The following is a 16,729-nucleotide window of genomic DNA, read 5'->3' as shown; positions in this document are numbered from 1 at the left end:
GCGCGCTTCAAGCCGCAGGGGGACGCCGCCGGCCGTCCGGGGGTGCGTCGCCTGGTGTTGTCGTGGGTATGGGGCGCCGCGCGGGACGGAAAACGTCGGCGTCATCATAGAAGCCGGTTTCGCTATTCCCTGCCCACCACAAGGGCACACCCAGCACCGGCAAGGGCGCGAAGGGCTTGGCGCGCAGGTGCGCCGGGTCGAGGGCGGTGGCCAGCGCGGCGTCGTCGCCGGTCAGCCGCTGCGAACCGGACGCGGTCAGCAGCACGTGGGCGGTGATGGACTTGCGCGGCGTCACCAGCTTCTCGAGCAGCGCGTGGCCGAACAGCTGCAGCCGCGCCTCGCGCCAGAGATGGCGACGGGTGACGAACAGGCCCTGCCAGTCACGCGCCACGAGCGCGCGCCACAGCGCCGGCGGCGCATCGAGCACGGCGCCGTTCTCGTCGAACAGCGTGAGCGCGTCGCGCAGCGGCCCGCGCGTGGCGCCGATGCCCGAGCGCGCGATCTCCGCCGCCTGCAGTTCGTTGAGCCGCCGCTTGGCCTGCGGACGCGCCAGCCAGACCAGGCCGTTGAAGAGGTCGTGCGGGTTGTCGCGCGTGGGGACCGTGCCGGTCTCGAAGATGAACCGCTCGTAGGACTCGCCGGGCGGCAGATGCGCCTGGGGAACGAAGCGCACGGGCGCCGGCGTGCCCGGCGGCGATGCCGGCGCTCGCGGTCCGCCGGCGTTCAGCGCCTGCGCGATGCCGCCGGCCACGGCCACGGCGCGCAGCACCGGTTCGCCGACCGCGCGGTAGGGCGCGAGCCACGGCGCGTCCCAGTCGACGGACGGAGCGTTCAACGCGCCTTCGCGGCGCCGATCCAGCGGATGCGGTCCGGGTGGTGGAAGACGATGAACTCGCTGGGCAATTTCTCGAACAGCTTCACCGAACTCGCGTTCCGGCCCAGCAGCCCGGCCGTGCGCAGGGCCTGGGCGATGTCGTTGAGCGCCACCTCGGCGCCGCCGCGCAGGCTGGGCGCGGCCTCGAGGATGAAGCCGGCGGCCTCGGCCGCGGCCGCCGCGGCGGGGTCGACCGGGGGCGTCGACGCCTTGACGCCACGGGTCTTGCGGGCCGCCGTCTTGCGCATCGGCGACGTGGCCGGCGATGGCGACGGCACGGCCGTCCCGGGTGCCGGCGCCGGCGCCGGCGAAGGCGGCGACGCCGGGTCGGCGGCGGTGTCGGCCGGGGCGCGGGAGGCGGCCGACGCGGGCTTCGAAGTGGCCGATGCCGGTGCGCGCTTCGACGCCGCTGACGCCGCCGCAGCCGCGCGCGAGGTCCTGGACGCGGGCGCGGGTCCGGCCTGCCGGGCGGTGGCGGCGCGCGTGGCGGACGTGCCGTCACCGCGATGGCGCAGGTCGGTGAAGGCGTCGTAGGCGGCGACGGTCTCCTCGCCCGTCTTGCCCTGCTGGCCGATGCCGCAGACGCGGCAGCCCTTCTCGCGCAGCCGGATCACCAGCGGCGCGAAGTCCGAATCGGACGACACCAGGTAGACCACGCGTGGCCGCTCGGCGACCACCAGGTCCATGGCGTCGACCGCCAGCGCGATGTCGGTGCTGTTCTTGCCGGCGGCGAGGTTGACCATCGGCCGCACGCCCAGCCGCTTGAACAGCATCTGGTGCTTGAGCGCCGCCTCGGCGGTGCAGTAGGCGCGGCGCACGTGCAGCGCGCCGTGCTCGGCCAGCACCTGGTGCACGGCCTGCTCGATGATGTCGCCCGAGACGTTGTCCGCGTCGATCAGCAGCATGACGCGGTCGTTGTTCAGGGGGTCGTTCCCGACGGCGGCGGCGGTGCTCACGCGAGCTTCCACTTCAGCGTCTCGCCGCCGCGCAGTGGCTTGAGCGTGGCGTCGCCGTAGGGCACGGTCTCGGGCACGGTCCAGGTCTCGCGGCGCAGCGTGACGGTGTCGGTGTTGCGCGGCAGGCCGTAGAAGTCGGCGCCGTGGAAGCTGGCGAAGCCTTCCAGCCGGTCGAGCGCGCCGGCGTCGTCGAAGGCCTCGGCATAGAGCTCGAGCGCGGTCAGCGCGGTGTAGCAGCCGGCGCAGCCCAGCGCGTGCTCCTTGAGGTGCGCGGCGTGCGGCGCGCTGTCGGTGCCGAAGAAGAAGCGGTCGCTGCCGCTGGTGACGGCCTCGACCAGCGCCAGGCGATGCGTCTCGCGCTTGAGCACCGGCAGGCAGTAGTAGTGCGGGCGGATGCCGCCGGTGAAGATGGCGTTGCGGTTGTAGAGCAGGTGGTGCGCGGTGACGGTGGCGGCGGTGAAGCGGTCGGCCGCGCGCACGTACTGGGCGCCCTCCTTCGTCGTCAGGTGCTCGAAGACGATCTTCAGCTCCGGGAAGTCGCGCCGCAGCGGGATCAGCACGCGGTCGATGAAGACGGCCTCGCGGTCGAACAGGTCGACCGCCGGGTCGGTGACCTCGCCGTGCACCAGGAACAGCAGGCCGTGCTTCTGCATGGCCTCCAGCGTCGGGTAGGCGAGGCGCAGGTCGGTCACGCCGGCGTCGCTGTTGGTGGTGGCGCCGGCCGGATAGAGCTTGAGGGCGCGCACCCCGGCCTCGGCGGCGCGCGCGATCTCCTCGGGCGGCGTGCGGTCGGTGAGGTAGAGCGACATCACCGGATCGAAGGCCAGGCCGGCGGGCACGGCCTCGAGGATGCGCTGCCGATAGTCCAGGGCCTGCCGCGCGGTCGTGACCGGCGGGCGCAGGTTGGGCATGATCAGCGCCCGGCCGACCTGGGCCGCGGAGTGCGGCACGACGGCCTGCAGCGCGGCGCCGTCGCGCACGTGGAGGTGCCAGTCGTCGGGGCGGGTGAGGGTGAGGGTGGCGGGCGATGCGGGAGGGGTGGGCGCGGCGGGACGGGTCATGCGGGGATTGTCCCATCGCGCCCGCGCGGCGGCCGCGCCGGGGACGCTCCGACGCCGCGACGCGCTCGGGCGCCAGGTCGAGGATCGGCTGGAAGCTGCCGGCCCGTGTCCGATCGATCCGGAAGGACGCTCAGACCGTCTCGATGCGCCCGGCCCGCGCCCAGGCGCGGGCGATCTCGGCCTCCGTGTCGGCGTCGGTCGCGACGCCCTCGCCCGCGCGCGGTCGCAGCCGCGTCTCGATGAGCGACAGGTGCACGTGCATCGCCTTGACCGCGCGCGCCGCGTCGCCCCGGGCCAGGGCCCGGAGGATGTCCTCGTGCTCCTCGCAGGCGCACTCGGACGCGGCGGCGGGCTCGAAGAACGCGACCAGCATGGCGGTGCGGCTGACGAGTTCGTGCAGCTGGCGCACCACGAACGGGCTGTCGGTGAAGCTGGCGAGGAGCTGGTGGAATTCGCCCGACAGGCGGATCGACGCGGCCCGGTCCCCGGCGTGGAGCGCCGCGTGCTCGCGCGCCGCGTGCGCGCGCAGCGCCTCGAGCTGGGACGCCGAGATGCGTCCGGCCAGCCAGCCGACGATGCCGCCCTCGACGATGCGCCGCGCGTCGTAGATCTCGCGCGCCTGGGCGAGCGTGGGGCTGGAGACGAAACAGCCGCGGTTCGGCACGATCTCCAGCAGGCGCTCGTGGCCCAGCCGGTGCAGCACCTTGCGCACGCGCTCGCGCGTCACGCCGAACACCGCCGCCAGGCGCGTTTCCACCAGCCGGGTGCCCGGGGCGAGCCGCCCCGCCAGCAGGGTCTGGGAGAGCACGCGGTGGATGGACGCTTCCTGCGGATTCATGCCCGCAATGTAGTGCACGCCCCGCGCGGCCGGCCGCCAGGGCCGAGGGCCTCAGCCGGGCGCGTGGGCGACCAGCCAGTGGCGCGCGATCTGCGCGCGCGTGGCGATCCAGACGTCGCCGCGCGCGCGCAGGTGCCCCAGGATCGCCTCCAGCGCCTTCATGCGCGCCGGGCGGCCGATCATGCGCAGGTGCAGGCCGACCGACAGCATGCGCGGTGCCGTGCGCCCCTCCTCGGCCAGCCAGTCGGCCGCGTCGCCGACGTATTCGGCGAAGCTCGCCGCCGTGTCGAAGCGCTGCGTGTGCTGGAACTGCATGTCGTTGGTGTCGAACGCATAGGGCAGCACGAGGTGCGGCCGGCCGTCGACCGCCACGAAATACGGCGTGTCGTCGTTGTAGGCGTCGCTGTCGTAGAGGAAGCCGCGTTCCACGAGCAGCGCGCGGGTGTGCGGCGTGCAGGCCGAACGCGTGTGCCAGCCGACGGGGCGCTGGCCGGTCGCCTCGGTGATGGCGCGGATCGCCGCGTCGATGACGCCGGCCTCCTCCTCCCGGCCCATGCCGGCATGGCTCTGCCAGCGGTGGCCGTGGGCCGACACTTCGTGCCCGCGCGCGATGGCGTCGCGCGCCAGCCAGGGACTGCGCTCGACGGCACGGCCGCAACTGCTGAGCGTGAACGGCGCGCGGTGGCGCTCGAACGTGTCGGCGATGCGCCACCAGGCGGTGCGGGTGCCGTATTCGAAGTGGCTGTCGATGCACGGGTCCCAGCCGGGGCGTGGATCGATCACCTCGTACACGCCCTCGTTGCGGGCGTCGCCGTCGGCCACCGAGAACTCGGCGCCCTCCTCGAAGTTCAGCACGAACGACACGGCCAGCCGGGCGTCGCCGGGCCAGCGCACGGCGGGCAGCGCGCGCCCGTAGCCTTCGAAATCACGCATGTCTCGTCTCCTTGTCGTCGTCGGGTGCCTGGATGCGGCCGGCTCAGTCGGCCTTGATGCCGCGTTCCCTGACCACCCGGGTCCAGCGCGCGAACTCGGCGTCGAGGTAGTCGCTCGACTGCTCGAGCGTCAGGCTCGCCACCTCGCCGCCGGTGTCTTCGACCCGGGCCTTGAAGTCCGGCTGGGCCACCATGCGGCGCAGCTCGGCGTTGAGTTTCTCGAGCACCGGCCGGGGCGTCTTCGCGGGCGCGAGCAGCATGTACCAGGACACGAACTCGTAGCCCGGCACGCCCGCCTCGGCCACGGTCGGCACGTCCGGCAGCTTCGGCGAGCGCCGGCCGCCCGTGACGGCCAGCGGCACCAGCTTGCCGCTCCGCACCAGCGGGAGCGACGAGGTGATGATGTCCACCGACAGCGCGACGCGGTCGCCCATCACGTCCTGCAGCGCCGGGGCCGCGCCCTTGTAGGGCACGTGGATCATGCGCACGCCCGCCATCGACTCGATCAGGGCCGCGCCCACGTGGCTGGTGGTGCCCACGCCCGACGACGCGTACTGCAGCGACTCGGGCTGCGCGCGCGTCATCGCGAGCACCTCCGCCAGGGTCTTGCCCTTGAGCGACGGACTCGCCACGACGACGCTGGGCACCTGCGCCACCACGCCGACGGGCACCAGATCGGCCCGGCTGTCGTAGGGCAGCCGGGCGTACATCGAGGGATTGACCGCATGGCCGATGGTGACCATGAGCAGCGTGCTGCCGTCGGCTGGTGCCTTGGCCGCCACGTCGGTCCCGATCACGCCGCCCGCGCCGGCCCTGTTGTCGATCACCACCGGCTGGCGCTGCCCCCAGGCATCCGACAGCTTCTGGGCGACCATGCGCGCGTAGATGTCGGCGGCCCCGCCCGGCGGGAAGGGCACGACGATGCGCACCGGCCGGTCGGGCCAGGCGGCGGCGTCCTGCGCCAGGGCCGGGCCGGCGCCCGCGGCCAGGACGACGAGGGACACGAGGGAAGCGAAGGCGGCACGGCGGCCGGAGGACAGGGCAAGGGAAGTGAATGCGATCACGCGGCGCTCCTTGGGGACGGACCAGAGGGGAGAACGGCGCGATGCCCGGAAACGAACCGTGATGCGCCATCGATGTGCACACCCGCTATTGGATTGTGCACAATCAAGACCGATCGCATGATGCGTGCCAGTGCAATTCGGATTCCGACGAAACGGCAACGGCAAAGAAAAAGGCCCCGCGTCGCGGGGCCTTTCGGTGGCACATGGACGGGTCGCGCCGATGGCGGCGACACCCGAGGGCCTGCGCCCGGAAGCGCGCCTCAGTGCTGCAGGATCTTGTTCAGGAATTCCTTGGTGCGCGGCTGGCGGTTCTCGGGATGGCTGAAGAACTCGTCCTTGGAGCAGTCCTCCAGGATGCGCCCGCCGACGTCGATGAAGATCACGCGGCTGGCCACCTTGCGCGCGAATCCCATCTCGTGGGTCACGCACATCATGGTCATGCCTTCCTTGGCCAGGCTCACCATGACGTCGAGCACCTCGCCCACCATCTCGGGGTCGAGCGCGGAGGTGGGCTCGTCGAACAGCATGACGATCGGGTCCATCGACAGCGCCCGGGCGATGGCCACGCGCTGCTGCTGGCCGCCGGAGAGCTGGCCGGGGAACTTGTCCTTGTGCGCCATCAGGCCGACGCGGTCGAGCATCTTCAGCCCGCGCGTCTTCGCCTCGTCGGGCTTGCGCCCGAGCACCTTGATCTGCGCGATGGTCAGGTTCTCCGTCACCGACAGGTGCGGGAACAGCTCGAAGTGCTGGAACACCATGCCGACCTTGGAGCGCAGCTTGGGCAGGTTGGTCTTGGGATCGTGCAGCGCGGTGCCGTTGACCGTGATCTCGCCCTTCTGGAAGGGTTCGAGCGCGTTCACCGTCTTGATCAGCGTGGACTTGCCCGAGCCCGAGGGCCCGCACACCACGACCACGTCGCCCTTGGCGATGCTCACCGAGCACTCGTTGAGCACCTGCACCGGGCCATACCACTTGGAAACGTTCTTGATTTCGATCATTTTGTTGAAACTCCTGTCTGGGGGTGCCGGTCACCGGATGATGGCGATGCGCTTGTGCAGGCGCTTGACGAAGTACGACAGCACGTAGCACATGACGAAGTAGACGACCGCCGCGAGCAGGTAGGCCTCGATCGGGCGGCCGTAGTTCTTGCCGGCCGTCTCGATGCCCTTGAGCAGGTCGTAGGCGCCGATGGCGTAGACCAGCGAGGTGTCCTGGAACAGGATGATGGTCTGCGTGAGCAGCACCGGCAGCATGTTGCGGAACGCCTGGGGCAGCACCACCAGCTTCATGTTCTGGCCGTAGGTCATGCCCACGGCCAGGCCGGCGTTGACCTGGCCGCGCGGGATCGACTGGATGCCCGCGCGCATGATCTCGCTGAAGTACGCCGCCTCGAAGGCGATGAAGGTGATCACCGCCGAGCCCTCGGCGCCGATGGGCCGTCCGATGGCGAAGGGCACCAGCAGGAAGAAACCCAGGATCACCATCACCAGGGGCACGCTGCGCATGCCGTTGACGTAGATGGCGGCCGGCACGTCCAGCCACTTCTTGCCCGACAGGCGCATGAGCGCGAGCAGGGTGCCGAAGAGGATGCCGCCGAGGGTCGCGACGATGGTCAGGATGACGCTGAAGTACAGCCCGTTCAGCACGAACTTGCTGATGACGTCCCAGTTGTAGAACGAAAAGTCGAGGTTCGTCATGTCAGTGGCCCCCGCCCGAGGCCGAGACGATGAAGCCCGGGATGCGCGCGCGCTTCTCGATGAAGGCCATGAGCCGGTTGATCGTGAAGGCCGAGATCACGTAGAGCGCGGTGACGCCCAGGAACATCTCGATGGGCCGCGAGGTCTCCTCGCTCGACTGGATGAAGAACATCGTGAGTTCGGGCACCGACACGGCGAAGGCGACCGAGGAGTTCTTGAAGATGTTCATCGTCTCGCTGGTCAGCGGCGGAATGATGATGCGGTAGGCCATCGGCAGGATGACGTAGCGGTAGTACTGCGGCGTGGTGAAGCCCACCGCCATGCCCGCGTAGCGCTGGCCCTTGGGCAGCGCCTGGATGCCCGAGCGCACCTGCTCGGCGATCCGCGCCGACGTGAAGAAGCCCAGTGCCAGGACCACCAGCACCATGCTGGGCACGTCCTTCATGAACGGCAGCACCGCCGGGATGACGTGGTACCACAGGAAGATCTGCACCAGCAGCGGGATGTTGCGGAACAGCTCCACCCAGGCGTTGCCCAGGCGCACCAGCCACGGGCTGTCGGGCAGCGTGCGGATGATGCCCACCAGCGAGCCCAGCACCAGGGCGACGATCAGCGCGAGCAGCGCGACCGACACCGTCCAGCCCCAGGCCGAGAGCATCCATTCCCAGTAGGTCGGGTATTTCCCGCCCGGGTCCTGCAAGTAGACCTGCCAATCCCAGTTCGATCCCATCGGGATACTCCTTCGCGTCGTCGTTGTTGTCGTTCGTCGTCGGGGCGGCGCCGGCGCAAAGCAAACGCCCGCCGGGGGTGGCGGGCGTTGGCGTCAATGCATCGGCGCGCGGATCACTTCTTCGCGGCGTAGTCTTCCATCGGCTTGTCGTTCGGATTCGCCCAGGCGCTCTTGGTGGCGTCCGACAGGGGCAGGCCGATCTTCACGTTGGCCGGCGGGATGGCCTGGATGAACCACTTGTCCCAGAGCTTGGCGAGTTCGCCGCTCTTGATCTGGGCCTTGATGCTGTCGTCCACGGCCTTCTTGAAGGCCGGATCGTCCTTGCGCAGCATGATCGCGATGGGCTCGACGCTGAGCACCTCGCCCACCAGCTTGTAGTCGGCCGGGGACTTGGACTTGGCGATGTTCGACGCCAGGATGGAGCCGTCCATCACGAAGGCGTCGGCGCGACCGGATTCGAGCAGCAGGAAGCTGTCGGAGTGGTCCTTGCCGTAGAGCTCCTTGAAATCGATGCCGCCGGCGCGCTCGTTCTTGCGCAGCGTCTGCACCGAGGTCGTGCCGGTGGTGGTGGCGACGGTCTTGCCGTTGAGGTCCTTGATGCCGGTGATGCCGGAGTTGGCCTTGACGGCGATGCGCACTTCCTCGACGTAGGTCGTGACGGCGAAGGACACGTCCTTGGCGCGCGTGGCGTTGTTGGTGGTCGAGCCGCATTCGAGGTCGACGGTGCCGTTCTGCACCAGGGGCACGCGGTTCTGCGAGGTCACGGGCTGGTACTTGGTCTCGAGCTTCTTGCCGACGGCCTTCTCCAGGTCCTTGATGATGTTGGCGCAGATGTCGTAGTGGAAGCCGGTGTACTGGCCGTTGCCCAGCGTGTAGGACAGGCCGGAGGATTCGCGCACGCCTTCGGTGATCACACCCGACGCCTTGATCTTGGCCAGCGTGTCGTTGGCCTGTGCGAATGCGCCGCCCGCGGCCAGCGCGGTGATGGCGATCGCCATGAATTGCTTCTTCATACGGAAAACTCCTGAGTGGGTGAGACGGACATGCAGCGGAATTCTAGACATCGGAATCCAAGGGATTACCCGCGAAAGCCCGCGAAAAGGCCGTCCGTGCGCCGCCTTGGTGCACGAAGTGCACGCCGACGCCCCCCGATCCGACATCGCCGTGCGCCTTGTGGGTGCACGGCGCAGTCGCTGCATTGTCTTTTCATGCTAAGCAGTCTTTGTGCCCGCGACAGGCATTCCGTCTCGCGGCCGTCGCCGGCGACGGTGATCGGGCTGCCTCAGGGCGTCGCGGCGGGCTGCGTGGCCAGCAGATGGGCCCAGAGTGTGTCGACGGCGCGACTGCCATGCGACATCGGCATGATGCCGCCGCCCTCATGCGCGATCTGCATGTCGCCGCCACGGCCGCCCGCGCGCGACGGTTTCGGGGTCGCGGCGATGGGCCGCGCCCGGTAGGCACGGATCTCCATCGTCGCCTCCAGGTGGCCGATCTCCGGCGGCAGCGCGCTCACCAGCAGGCGCTGGCGGACCTCCTTGCGCACCGCGTTCTGCGGCAGGAAGGCGATGCCGTGGCCCTCCAGCGCCATCGCCTTCAGGCCTTCGGACATGTCGGTCTCGTAGACGCGGTCGAGGTGGATCGCAACCTCCGAGTCCTTGATGAGCTGGTCGACCACGCCGCCGAGGTAGGCCCCGGGCGCGTAGCCCAGGTAGGGCAGGGGCTGGCCGGGGCGGCCCGGCAGGCGGTAGCGCGGGGCGCCGCCGGCATCGGGCCTGACCCAGGGCGCCACGACCTCGCTGCCCAGGCGCACCGTCTCGTAGCGCCCGGCGTCGAGCTGCAGCGGCTGCGACGGGTGCTGGTAGGCGATCAGCAGGTCGCAGCCGCCCTCGATCAGGCGCAGCATGGCGTCGTGCACGTTGAGTGCCAGCAGGCGGCTGCGCATCGGCCCGAAGTGCTCGCGCAGGGTGCTGACCCAGGCCGGGAAGAAGTTCAGCGCCAGCGTGTGCGGCACCGCGAACTCGATGACGTCGTGCGAGGTGGCCGAGTGCCCGCGCAGCATGGCGCGCGTGCTCTGCAGGCCCTGCAGCATCTCGATGGCCTGGCTGTAGAGCGTCTGGCCGGCCGGCGTCAGCCGCGTCGGGTAGGAGCTGCGGTCGACCAGGTCGGTGCCGGCCCAGCCCTCCAGCGCCTGGATGCGCCGCGAGAACGCCGGCTGGGTGACGTGGCGCAACTGCGCCGAGCGGCTGAAGCTGCGCGTCTCGGCCAGGCTGACGAAATCCTCGAGCCACTTGGTTTCCATGGCGCGGATTATCCGGACCTCAGCCCACCGCCGACACCGCGCCGCGCCCCGAGAAATGGCCCTCGGCGTTGGCCAGCACGCGCCGCACCGACGCCCCCATCGCCTCGGGCGACCAGCCCGCGATGTGGGGCGTGAGGATCACGTTGTCCATGCCGAGCAGCGCCTCCGGCGGACGCGGCTCGCTCTCGTAGACGTCGAGGCCGGCGCCGGCGAGCCGGCCCGCGCGCAGCGCGGCGGCCAGCGCGGCCGTGTCGACCACGCTGCCGCGCGCGATGTTCACCAGCACGCCCTGCGGGCCGAGCGCCTCGATCACGGTGGCGTCCACCAGGTGTTTCGTGCCCGCGCCGCCCGGCGTGGCGACGACCAGGAAGTCGGCCCACTCGGCGAGCGCCACGAGGCGGTCGAAATGGCGATGCGCAACGTCGGGCACCGGACGGCGGTTGTGATAGCCGATCGCCAGGTCGAAGGCGGCGGCGCGGCGGGCGATCTTGTGGCCGATGGCGCCCAGGCCCAGGATGCCCAGCCGGCGGCCCGAGAGCTGTGGCGGCAGCGGGATGTGGTCGCGCCAGACGCCGGCGCGGCACTGCGCGTCGAGCCGCCCGATGCCGCGCACGGCGGCGATCAGCAGGCCCAGCGCATGGTCGGCGACGCAGTCCTCGTTGGTGCCCGCGCCGGTGGCCACGACGATGCCGCGCGCGCGCGCCGCGTCCATCGCGACGTTCTCGTAGCCCGCCCCCAGGGTGCAGACGAGTTCGAGCGCGGGCAGCGCGGCGATCTCACCGGCCGTGAGGCCGGTGGCGCCGTTGGTCAGCACGATGCGGCCCCGCGCGGCATGGGCCGCGACGGCCTCGCCGCGGCGCGCGGGGTCGGGTTCGTAGGTCAGGTCGTGTTGCGCCTCGATCCAGGCGCGGTGGTCGTCGGCCAGGCTGATGAGGCTCAGCATCGGGATCTTCGTCGTCGTCATGCGCTCCTTGGCTCCTCGCGATGAATGAATGAATGGATGAGTTGGATGGATTCGGTGGCGGGGCGACCGGCACGCTCAGGGGGCCTGGCCGGCCTCGACCTGCTGCAGGTTCCACATCTGGGCGTAGCGTGCCTGCCTGGCCAGCAGCTGCGCGTGCGTGCCGCGCTCGACGACCACGCCGGCCTCCAGCACCAGGATCTCGTGGGCATCCACCACGGTGGACAGGCGGTGCGCGATCACCAGCGTGGTCTTGTCCTGCGCGGCGCGCTTGAGTTCGGCCTGGATGGCGCGCTCGTTGGCCGAGTCGAGCGCCGAGGTGGCCTCGTCGAAGATCACGATCGGCGGGTCCTTCAGCAGCGTGCGCGCGATGGCCACGCGCTGCTTCTCGCCGCCCGAGAGCTTGAGCCCGCGCTCGCCCACCGTCGTCGCGTAGCCCCCCGGCGTGGCGGCGATGAAGTCGTGGATGCGCGCGGCCTGCGCGGCGGCCACCACCTCGTCGTGCGAGGCGCCGGGCCGGCCGTAGGCGATGTTGTATTCGACCGTGTCGTTGAACAGCACCGTGTCCTGCGGCACGATGCCGATGGCCGCGCGCACGCTGGCCTGCGTGACCCCCCGGATGTCCTGGCCGCCGATGGTGATGCGGCCTGCCTGCACGTCGTAGAAGCGGTAGAGCAGCCGCGCCAGGGTCGACTTGCCCGAACCCGACGGGCCGACCACGGCGACCGTCCGGCCCGCCGGGATCTCGAAGCTCACGTGCTTCAGGATGGGGCGGGCGGGGTCGTAGGCGAAGCTGACGTCCTCGAAGCGGACGGTGGCGTCGACGGCGCGGCCACGGTCCTCCCCCGCGGGCGCCGTCGCGCTCAGGGGCGGCAGCGACAGGGGCTGCGCGCCGGGGGCGTCGCGCACCTCGCGGTCCTTCTCCAGCAGGACGAACATCTTGTCGAGGTCGGTCAGGCTCTGCTTGATCTCGCGATAGATCACGCCGAGGAAGTTCAGCGGGATGTAGAGCTGGATCATGAAGGCGTTGACCATCACCAGGTCGCCCAGCGTCATGCGGCCCTCCACCACGCCGGAGGTCGCGCGCCAGAGCATCAGCACCAGGCTCACGGCGATGAGCATCTGCTGGCCGGTGTTGAGCATGGACAGCGTGCGCTGGCTCTTGATGGCGGCCTTGCGGTAGCGGTCGAGGCTGGCGTCGTAGCGGCCGGCCTCGAAGGCCTCATTGTTGAAGTACTTGACGGTCTCGTAGTTCAGCAGCGAGTCGACCGCGCGGCTCTGCGCGACCGAGTCGAGCTCGTTCATGGTCTTCCTGAACTGCGTGCGCCACTCGGTCACCGTGACGGTGAAGCCGATGTAGAGCAGCAGCGCGATGCCGGTGATGACGACGAACAGGACGTCGAACTTCACCCCCAGGATGGTCAGCACCAGCACCAGCTCGATCAGCGTGGGCACGATGCTGTAGAGCGACATCGAGATCAGCGAATGCACGCCGCGCGTGCCGCGCTCGATGTCGCGCGTCATGCCGCCGGTCTGGCGCTCCAGGTGGAAGCGCAGGCTCAGGGCGTGCAGGTGCTCGAACACCTCCAGCGAGATGCGCCGCGACGCGCCCTCGGTCGCCTTGGCGAAGACCAGCTCGCGCAACTCGCCGAACAGCGAGGTCGAGAAGCGCAGCAGCCCGTAGGCCACCAGCAGGCCGATCGGCACCACCAGCAGGGCCTGCGCCATGTCGGGCCGGGGCGTCATGGCGTCCACCAGGTGCTTGAGCAGCACCGGCACGCTCACGTTGGCGACCTTGGCGCCGATCATGAACGCCAGCGCCGCCGCCACGCGCCACTTGTAGGGCCACAGGTAGGGCAGCAGCCGGCGCAGCGTCGCCACGTCGGAGCGGTCGGCGCGCGCGGGCTCGATGCCGCCGGCGTGATGGGGGTGGGAGGAGGACGGGTGGGGGGAAGAGGAGGCGGCCGAAGGCGCCTCGCCGCTGCGGCGCATGGAGGGGGACAATCGTGGGTGTTGTTTGCTCCGGATTGTGCCCATGTCCACCCTGCCGCCCCCCTCCCCCGCCCCGATGACCCCGCCGTCCGCCGACGCCGCGGCCGTTCCCGCCACCGGCCGCGACGCCACGCTGCGGAGCCTGCCGCTGGACATGGAACTGGTCCTCAAGGTGATCCCGATGCCCAAGGACTGCAACGTCAACGGCGACATCTTCGGCGGCTGGGTCATGGCGCACTGCGACATGGCCGCCTCGGTCATCCCCGTGCGCCATGCCCGGGGCCGCATGGCGACGGTGGCCGTCAACGAGTTCGTCTTCAAGCAGCCCGTGCGCCTGGGCGACATCCTGTCGTTCTATTCGAAGCTGCTGCGCATCGGGCGCACCTCCATCACGGTGAGCGTGGAGGTCTTCGCCGAACGCGCCGTGGCCCAGGGCGCCTACGTCAAGGTCACCGAGGCCACCTTCACCTACGTCGCCATCGACGACCACGGCCGTCCCCGCCCCATCCCGCGCGACTGACGTCGGGTCAGATCTCCACGTTCACCCAGCGCCCGTCGCTCGCGCGCTTCTCCGTGCGGCGGATGTAGACCGTCTGCACGATGTCGCGCGTGGCGGCATCGATGGCGATCGGGCCGCGCGGGCTCTCCAGCCGCAGGCCCCTGAAGCCCTCGACCAGCGCCTCGCCGCGCGCCGCGCCGCCGGCCCGGGCGAAGGCCGCGTCGATGGCGGCCAGCGCGTCGTGCGCGGCGACGGCGAAATAGCCCGGCCGCAGGCGCGATCCGTAGCGCGCCTCGAAGCCCTGGACGAAGCGCCGGTTGGCCTGCGAGTCGTGGGCGTACGAATAGTGGTGGCTGGTGACGAGTCCGGCGGCCAGGCCGCCGATGCCGTCGAGGTAGTTGTCGTCGGTGGCTTCGCCGGTGGCCAGCAGCCGGATGCCGGACTCGGCCATGCCACGCTCCTTCCAGGCGCGCAGGAACGCGGTGGGAAGCTGGCCCGACGGCAGGAAGAAGAAGACCGCCTGCGGCTTCAGGTCGCGCACGCGCTGAAGGTAGGCCGAGAAATCCAGCGTGGCGAGCGGCACGCGCAGGCTCGCCACGACCTGTCCGCCACCGGCGGCGAAGGCGCCCGCGAAGGCGGCCTCCGCGTCGGCGCCCGAGGCGTAGTCGGCCACCAGCGTGCAGACGCTGGCGATGCGCTCGCGCAGCGCCCACCGCGCCATCGGCGCCGACACCTGCGCCACCGTGAACGAGACCCGCACCAGGAACGGCGAGCGCGCCGTCAGGTCCGAAGCCGCGGCGTTCATGACGACCGCCGGCACCTTGGCCTGAGCCGCGATGGCGCCGACGGCGAAGGCGTTGGGGCTGAAGTCCAGGCCGGTGAGCAGTTCGACGCGCTCGCGCACGACCAGCTCCTGCGCGTGGCGCCGTGCCAGGTCGGGCGCGCTGCCGGGCACGTCGCGGCGCAGCAGTTCCACCGGGCGGCCGGCGATGCGCCCGCCGTGGGCGTCCAGCCACACGGCCATGCCGGCATCGAACTGCCGGCCGTAGTCGGCGTACGCGCCCGACCAGGAGGCGATGACGCCGATGCGCAGCGGCCCGGCGGGCGGCGCCGCGCGCACCATGGCCGGCGCGGCCAGCGCGCCGCCGGCGAGCAGTGCCAGCGCGCGGCGGCGGCCCGTCGTCGCGGTGGCGGAAACGGCGAAGGCGCTGGAGGAAGCGAGCGAGGAGGCGTCGGTGATTTTCACGGGCCGGAGTCTACGGGCGCTCCGGCCCCGGGCCGTCCGGGCCCGGCGCTCACAGTCCGGAGAAATCCGGCTTGCGCTTCTCCATGAACGCCGCGAAGGCCTCGCGCGCGGCGGGCGCCCGCATCATGCGGCGGAAGCTGAGCGCCTCCTCCTCGATGCGCTCGAGCACCACCGCCCGATCGGCCTTCTTCAGCAGGCGCTTGGTCTCGATCAGGGCCGCGACCGGCTTGGCGGCCAGGCGCCGGGCCTGGGTCTGGGCGATCGCGTTGGCCTCCATCGGCGGGACGACGCGGTTGACCAGGCCGACCTCCAGGGCCGCCTCGGCCTGGAACGGATCGCCCAGCAGCAGGGCCTCGGCGGCGCGGTGATGACCGAACATCTGCGGCACCAGCAGGCTCGAACCGGCCTCGGGACACAGCCCGAGGTTGACGAAGGGCATCGAGAAGGCGGCGTTGTCGCCGGCGTAGACCAGGTCGCAGTGCAGCAGCATCGTGGTGCCGATGCCCACCGCCGGCCCGCAGACCGCGGCCACGACGGGCTTGGGGAAGCAGGCGAGCGCGCGCAGGAAGCGGAAGACGGGCTCGTCCATGGACACCGGCGCGTCCGGCGCCTGGTCGTCGCCGCTCTCGCGCCCGGCCGACGCGCGCAGGAAATCGCCGATGTCGTTGCCGGCACTGAAGATCGCCGGGTCGCCCTGGATCAGCACCACGCGCACGGCCGCGTCGTCCGCCGCGCCTTCGAGCGCATCGGCCAGCGCGGCGTACATGGCGGTGGTCAGGGAATTCTTCTTGTCGACCCGGTTGAGGGTCAGGGTCATCACGCCGGCTTCGGCGTGGACGAGGATGTCGCTCATGGAGGGCGTCGCTTTCGGACTGTGGAGGTGACGGACGGGAAGGAAGGTCGAAGCGGGGATCAGGCGGCCAGGGCTTCGCGCACGAAGTCCAGCCGGTCCTGGCCCCAGAACATCGCGTCGCCGACGAACATCGTCGGCGCGCCGAACACGCCGCGCGCCGCCGCCTCCTCGGTCACGGCCTTGAGCCGCGCCTTGACATCGGGCCGCGTCGCCAGGGCCAGCACGGCGGCGGCGTCGAAGCCGGCCGATTGGAGCACGTCGGCCACCTCGGCGGGATCGCCGAGGTCGCGCGGCGCGACCCACATGGCATGCATCACGGCGGCGAGGTAGGCGTCGTGGCGCGCGGGATCGTGCATCAGGAAGCCGGTGGCGCCGCGCATGAGCAGCAGCGTGTGGATCGGGAAATGCGGATTGCGCACCCACGGCACGCCCAGGCGCGCCGCGTGGCGCGCGAGGTCGCGCATCAGGTAGGCGCCCTTGCCCGGGATCTCCGCCGGCGAGCGGTTGCCGATGGCCTGGAACAGCCCGCCCAGCAGCATCGGCTTCCACACCAGCGCGGCGCCCGCCTCCGCGCACAGGCGCGGCAGCTGCGTCCAGGCGAGGTAGGCGGCGGGGCTGCCGACGTCGAAATAGAACTCGACGGTCTTCCGCGTCCCGGTGTCGGTCGCGGTATCCGTCGCGGTGTCGGTCGTGATCTCGGTCGTGGTCATGGGGGTTTCCTTCGCGT

17 protein-coding genes are annotated in these 16,729 nt (G+C 70.9%); 1 reads left to right on the top strand and 16 read right to left on the bottom strand.

Going from position 1 to position 16,729, the window contains the following annotated elements; genetic code table 11:
• Nucleotides 1-7 precede the first annotated feature (7 nt).
• The 13 genes from NF681_05260 to NF681_05200 form a co-directional block, all read right to left on the bottom strand.
• Nucleotides 8-835: a DUF3025 domain-containing protein gene (locus tag NF681_05260; GenBank protein ID UST54611.1), complete on the bottom strand. Its 828-nt coding sequence runs from the start codon at nucleotides 833-835 to the stop codon at nucleotides 8-10.
• A complete protein-coding gene (locus tag NF681_05255) occupies nucleotides 832-1,830 on the bottom strand; it encodes an NYN domain-containing protein (GenBank protein ID UST54610.1) in 999 nt (332 codons plus the stop codon). The genes NF681_05260 and NF681_05255 overlap by 4 nt, the downstream gene beginning before the upstream one ends.
• Nucleotides 1,827-2,891 carry a dihydroorotase gene (gene pyrC, locus NF681_05250; protein UST54609.1) on the bottom strand — a complete coding sequence of 355 codons (1,065 nt, stop codon included), beginning with the start codon at nucleotides 2,889-2,891 and terminating at the stop codon, nucleotides 1,827-1,829. Before pyrC ends, NF681_05255 begins: the two co-directional genes overlap by 4 nt.
• A 130-nt stretch (nucleotides 2,892-3,021) precedes the next feature.
• A complete protein-coding gene (locus NF681_05245) occupies nucleotides 3,022-3,729 on the bottom strand; it encodes a GntR family transcriptional regulator (protein ID UST54608.1) in 708 nt (235 codons plus the stop codon).
• 51 nt (nucleotides 3,730-3,780) lie between these two features.
• Nucleotides 3,781-4,662 (bottom strand): polysaccharide deacetylase family protein, encoded by an 882-nt coding sequence (locus tag NF681_05240; protein UST54607.1) that lies wholly within the window; start codon nucleotides 4,660-4,662, stop codon nucleotides 3,781-3,783.
• Nucleotides 4,663-4,705: 43 nt separating this feature from the next.
• The gene (locus NF681_05235; GenBank protein ID UST54606.1) at nucleotides 4,706-5,725 is read right to left on the bottom strand and encodes a tripartite tricarboxylate transporter substrate binding protein; all 1,020 of its coding nucleotides are present in this window, start codon (nucleotides 5,723-5,725) and stop codon (nucleotides 4,706-4,708) included.
• Between the two features lie 260 nt (nucleotides 5,726-5,985).
• Entirely contained in the window at nucleotides 5,986-6,723 is a 738-nt protein-coding gene (locus NF681_05230) for an amino acid ABC transporter ATP-binding protein (protein ID UST54605.1), read from the bottom strand.
• A gap of 30 nt (nucleotides 6,724-6,753) precedes the next feature.
• The gene (locus NF681_05225; GenBank protein UST54604.1) at nucleotides 6,754-7,422 is read right to left on the bottom strand and encodes an amino acid ABC transporter permease; all 669 of its coding nucleotides are present in this window, start codon (nucleotides 7,420-7,422) and stop codon (nucleotides 6,754-6,756) included.
• Nucleotide 7,423: 1 nt separating this feature from the next.
• A complete protein-coding gene (locus NF681_05220; protein ID UST54603.1) occupies nucleotides 7,424-8,152 on the bottom strand; it encodes an amino acid ABC transporter permease in 729 nt (242 codons plus the stop codon).
• Between the two features lie 113 nt (nucleotides 8,153-8,265).
• Nucleotides 8,266-9,165: an amino acid ABC transporter substrate-binding protein gene (locus NF681_05215; protein ID UST54602.1), complete on the bottom strand. Its 900-nt coding sequence runs from the start codon at nucleotides 9,163-9,165 to the stop codon at nucleotides 8,266-8,268.
• Nucleotides 9,166-9,434: 269 nt separating this feature from the next.
• The gene (locus NF681_05210) at nucleotides 9,435-10,451 is read right to left on the bottom strand and encodes a LysR substrate-binding domain-containing protein (protein UST54601.1); all 1,017 of its coding nucleotides are present in this window, start codon (nucleotides 10,449-10,451) and stop codon (nucleotides 9,435-9,437) included.
• Between the two features lie 19 nt (nucleotides 10,452-10,470).
• Complete coding sequence (locus NF681_05205; GenBank protein ID UST54600.1) at nucleotides 10,471-11,415, bottom strand: 2-hydroxyacid dehydrogenase; 945 nt, start codon at nucleotides 11,413-11,415, stop codon at nucleotides 10,471-10,473.
• 75 nt (nucleotides 11,416-11,490) lie between these two features.
• Nucleotides 11,491-13,404: an ABC transporter ATP-binding protein/permease gene (locus NF681_05200; GenBank protein ID UST54599.1), complete on the bottom strand. Its 1,914-nt coding sequence runs from the start codon at nucleotides 13,402-13,404 to the stop codon at nucleotides 11,491-11,493.
• Between the two features lie 154 nt (nucleotides 13,405-13,558).
• Here NF681_05200 and NF681_05195 point away from each other — a divergent pair, with 154 nt between their 5' ends.
• On the top strand, nucleotides 13,559-13,924 hold the full coding sequence (locus tag NF681_05195; protein ID UST55879.1) for an acyl-CoA thioesterase: 366 nt from the start codon (nucleotides 13,559-13,561) through the stop codon (nucleotides 13,922-13,924).
• A 7-nt stretch (nucleotides 13,925-13,931) separates the two neighbouring features.
• Here the strand turns inward: NF681_05195 and NF681_05190 are convergent, their stop codons facing one another.
• The 3 genes from NF681_05190 to NF681_05180 form a co-directional block, all read right to left on the bottom strand.
• Nucleotides 13,932-15,026 (bottom strand): ABC transporter substrate-binding protein, encoded by a 1,095-nt coding sequence (locus tag NF681_05190; GenBank protein UST55878.1) that lies wholly within the window; start codon nucleotides 15,024-15,026, stop codon nucleotides 13,932-13,934.
• A 172-nt stretch (nucleotides 15,027-15,198) separates the two neighbouring features.
• On the bottom strand, nucleotides 15,199-16,002 hold the full coding sequence (locus NF681_05185; GenBank protein UST54598.1) for an enoyl-CoA hydratase: 804 nt from the start codon (nucleotides 16,000-16,002) through the stop codon (nucleotides 15,199-15,201).
• A gap of 59 nt (nucleotides 16,003-16,061) precedes the next feature.
• Nucleotides 16,062-16,712, bottom strand: a complete 651-nt coding sequence (locus NF681_05180) for a 2-hydroxychromene-2-carboxylate isomerase (protein ID UST54597.1) — start codon at nucleotides 16,710-16,712, stop codon at nucleotides 16,062-16,064.
• Nucleotides 16,713-16,729: the final 17 nt, after the last annotated feature.

The sequence above is a fragment of the Comamonadaceae bacterium OTU4NAUVB1 genome (genome assembly GCA_024372625.1).
GTDB lineage: Bacteria > Pseudomonadota > Gammaproteobacteria > Burkholderiales > Burkholderiaceae_C > Variovorax.
Note: the sequence above shows the minus strand (reverse complement) of the source record. Positions and strands in the feature narration are given on the sequence as shown.

Coding starts and splice junctions, on each gene's coding strand:
- pyrC (UST54609.1), bottom strand. CDS start 2,891: ATGACCCGTCCCGCCGCGCCCACCCCTCCCGCATCGCCCGCCACCCTC.
- NF681_05245 (UST54608.1), bottom strand. CDS start 3,729: ATGAATCCGCAGGAAGCGTCCATCCACCGCGTGCTCTCCCAGACCCTG.
- NF681_05240 (UST54607.1), bottom strand. CDS start 4,662: ATGCGTGATTTCGAAGGCTACGGGCGCGCGCTGCCCGCCGTGCGCTGG.
- NF681_05230 (UST54605.1), bottom strand. CDS start 6,723: ATGATCGAAATCAAGAACGTTTCCAAGTGGTATGGCCCGGTGCAGGTG.
- NF681_05225 (UST54604.1), bottom strand. CDS start 7,422: ATGACGAACCTCGACTTTTCGTTCTACAACTGGGACGTCATCAGCAAG.
- NF681_05220 (UST54603.1), bottom strand. CDS start 8,152: ATGGGATCGAACTGGGATTGGCAGGTCTACTTGCAGGACCCGGGCGGG.
- NF681_05215 (UST54602.1), bottom strand. CDS start 9,165: ATGAAGAAGCAATTCATGGCGATCGCCATCACCGCGCTGGCCGCGGGC.
- NF681_05210 (UST54601.1), bottom strand. CDS start 10,451: ATGGAAACCAAGTGGCTCGAGGATTTCGTCAGCCTGGCCGAGACGCGC.
- NF681_05205 (UST54600.1), bottom strand. CDS start 11,415: ATGACGACGACGAAGATCCCGATGCTGAGCCTCATCAGCCTGGCCGAC.
- NF681_05200 (UST54599.1), bottom strand. CDS start 13,404: ATGCGCCGCAGCGGCGAGGCGCCTTCGGCCGCCTCCTCTTCCCCCCAC.
- NF681_05195 (UST55879.1), top strand. CDS start 13,559: ATGGAACTGGTCCTCAAGGTGATCCCGATGCCCAAGGACTGCAACGTC.
- NF681_05190 (UST55878.1), bottom strand. CDS start 15,026: ATGGTGCGCGCGGCGCCGCCCGCCGGGCCGCTGCGCATCGGCGTCATC.
- NF681_05185 (UST54598.1), bottom strand. CDS start 16,002: ATGAGCGACATCCTCGTCCACGCCGAAGCCGGCGTGATGACCCTGACC.
- NF681_05180 (UST54597.1), bottom strand. CDS start 16,712: ATGACCACGACCGAGATCACGACCGACACCGCGACGGATACCGCGACC.